Annotated in this window: 4 protein-coding genes; all 4 read right to left on the bottom strand. The window is 75.7% G+C overall.

Going from position 1 to position 2066, the window contains the following annotated elements:
• Positions 1–801, bottom strand: an 801-nt coding sequence (locus tag ND748_RS30675) for an acylphosphatase (RefSeq protein ID WP_251749782.1), incomplete at its 3' end; no start/stop codon positions are given.
• A 143-nt stretch (positions 802–944) separates the two neighbouring features.
• Entirely contained in the window at positions 945–1052 is a 108-nt protein-coding gene (locus tag ND748_RS35205) for a hypothetical protein (protein ID WP_374216082.1), read from the bottom strand.
• A gap of 60 nt (positions 1053–1112) precedes the next feature.
• Positions 1113–1322: a hypothetical protein gene (locus ND748_RS30670; RefSeq protein ID WP_251749780.1), complete on the bottom strand. Its 210-nt coding sequence runs from the start codon at positions 1320–1322 to the stop codon at positions 1113–1115.
• Positions 1323–1370: 48 nt separating this feature from the next.
• Positions 1371–2060, bottom strand: coding sequence for a DUF5947 family protein (locus tag ND748_RS30665; RefSeq protein ID WP_251749784.1), 690 nt, complete (start codon positions 2058–2060; stop codon positions 1371–1373).
• Positions 2061–2066 lie beyond the last annotated feature (6 nt).

The raw sequence follows: 2066 nt of genomic DNA, 5'->3' as shown, positions 1-2066 counted from the left end.
GGCCAGTACCGCCGCCTGCGCCTGGTCGAGGTGGGCGAGGCGCCGAGCGGCGGTGAGGTCGGCGACCATGACGGCGAACGGCTTGTCGCCGCGCCGCTTGCGCCGCCGCAGTGTCGCCACGGCCGCCTGGTCGGTGGCGAGGCAGGCCAGGTGATACCCGCCGATGCCCTTCACCGCGACGATGCCCCCGCCGGTCAGCAGCCGGGCCGCCGCCGCCAGGGCCTCCTCGCCGAGGACCGCCGGTCCCGTCGGCGCGACGAACTCCAGGCGGGGCCCGCAGTCCGGGCAGGCGATCGGCTGCGCGTGGAAGCGGCGATCCCGCGGGTCGCGGTACTCCCGCGCGCAGGCGGGGCACATCGGGAACCCGGCCATCGTCGTCGCCGGCCGGTCGTACGGCAGCCCGGTGATGATCGTGAATCGCGGTCCGCAGTTGGTGCAGGTGATGAACGGGTGGCGGTGGCGGCGGTCGGCCGGGTCGGCGAGTTCACGCAGACAGTCCGGGCAGGTCGCGACGTCCGGGGACACCATCGTGTGCGGGGCGTCTCCCGCGTGGGAATGGGCGATCGTGAACGCCGCGTCGCCGCGGGGCGCCAGGTCCGTCGCCGTGACCTGCTCGATCACGGCCAGCGGCGGGGCGTCGGCGGTCAGCCGCCGGCCGAACTCCGCCAGCGCGCCGGGTGGACCCTCGACCTCGACGATCACGCCGTCGCTGTCGTTGCACACCCAGCCCGCCAACGCCAGGTCGGTCGCGGCCGCGTGGACGAAGGGCCGGAAGCCGACGCCCTGCACCAGACCACGCACGGTGATCCGCCGTCGCCGCGGGCCAACGGACGCGGACTGCCCGGCAGCGCCGCCGACGGGCGTCGCCGCCCAGGAAGCGGGACCAGACGTGGGACCAGACGCTGGGGCGGGGGCGGGGGCGGCCCGGGTCGGGCTGCTCACCGTCACATCCGCTTGATGCGCAGGTACCGGACGATGGACGGGTACTCCCGCCACATCATGCCGGCCACGCCGGCGCCGGCGGCGGCCAGGAACTTCTTCCGGTTGCTCATCGACTTCCCTCCTCGAAACGGCCTGGGACGGCCCCGGGACGGCGCTGCGGTGCGCGCCGGCTAGCCCGGGGGCAGGTTGGGCATGCTCGGCGACATCGGGTCGCGGTCCTGCGGCCGGATGCCGGTCGAGCGGCGGGCGTCGGCGGTGCCGTCGCTGTGATGACCCGGCTCCATCTCGTAGGAACCGACGGCGTTGCCCTCGCGGACCCCCGCCACGTGCGCGGTCGCGTCCGGACGGACGTCCGGCTCGCCGACTCGGATCGGTGCCATGATGTGTTCCCTCCCTAGGCTCGCGGCGCTGTCGGTCGGCCGCCCTGGTCAGTCGCCCGCGGCAGCCGGCCTGCCGCCACGGCCCAGCGGGGAGCCGCGGCGCGAACGCTCGGGCAGCGCGGCGAAGAAATCGTCGACCGCGGGCCAGACCCGGCTGCCCCCCGACAACCCCGTCCACTCGCGCCGGACGATGGCCACGAGCCGATAGCAGTCGTCGATCGGGACGATCCAGAACTCCCGGCGATGGCGCGCGGTGTTCGCCAGCAGCGCCTCGACCCGGGGGGTCAGCCCGGCCAGCACCGGCGCCCTGGCGACGAGCCGACGCCAGGCGGCCGGCTCCAGCTCCCAGCGGGTGGCGCCGATCGGGCTCGGGTATCGGGCCTGCACCTCGCCGTCGTCGCCGGGAATGACGAACGCCAACCCGACCGGGATACCCAGCGTGCGGGGATCGGACCCGCCACGGTCCAGGTCGGTCAGCCGGTCCAGGTCGGCGACGCGCAGCCGCCGCTGCGGGATGAGCCGGTAGTGGCCGCGCGCGGCGGCGTCCCGGTCGAACAGCAGCGCGCAGGCCCGACACAGGCACTGCAGCGTGTCGGCCGCCTCGTCGAGCAGATGCCGGTGGTCGCTCGGCAGGGGGGCGGCGCACAGGTCGCACCGTTCCTCGTCCGGTCCGGCCCGGACGAGGCCCGCCCGCACCACCCGGTCCAGCGCGCCGCCGACGCCCGGCCCGGCAGGCAGGTCGGG

It is taken from the genome of Frankia sp. AiPs1 (assembly GCF_023716945.1).
In the GTDB taxonomy this organism is placed as follows: Bacteria; Actinomycetota; Actinomycetes; order Frankiales; family Frankiaceae; genus Frankia.
Note: the sequence above shows the minus strand (reverse complement) of the source record. Positions and strands in the feature narration are given on the sequence as shown.

Excerpts from the sequence above, each read along its gene's own strand:
- ND748_RS35205 (WP_374216082.1), bottom strand. The coding sequence starts at position 1,052 with ATGAGCAACCGGAAGAAGTTCCTGGCCGCCGCCGGCGCCGGCGTGGCC.
- ND748_RS30670 (WP_251749780.1), bottom strand. The coding sequence starts at position 1,322 with ATGGCACCGATCCGAGTCGGCGAGCCGGACGTCCGTCCGGACGCGACC.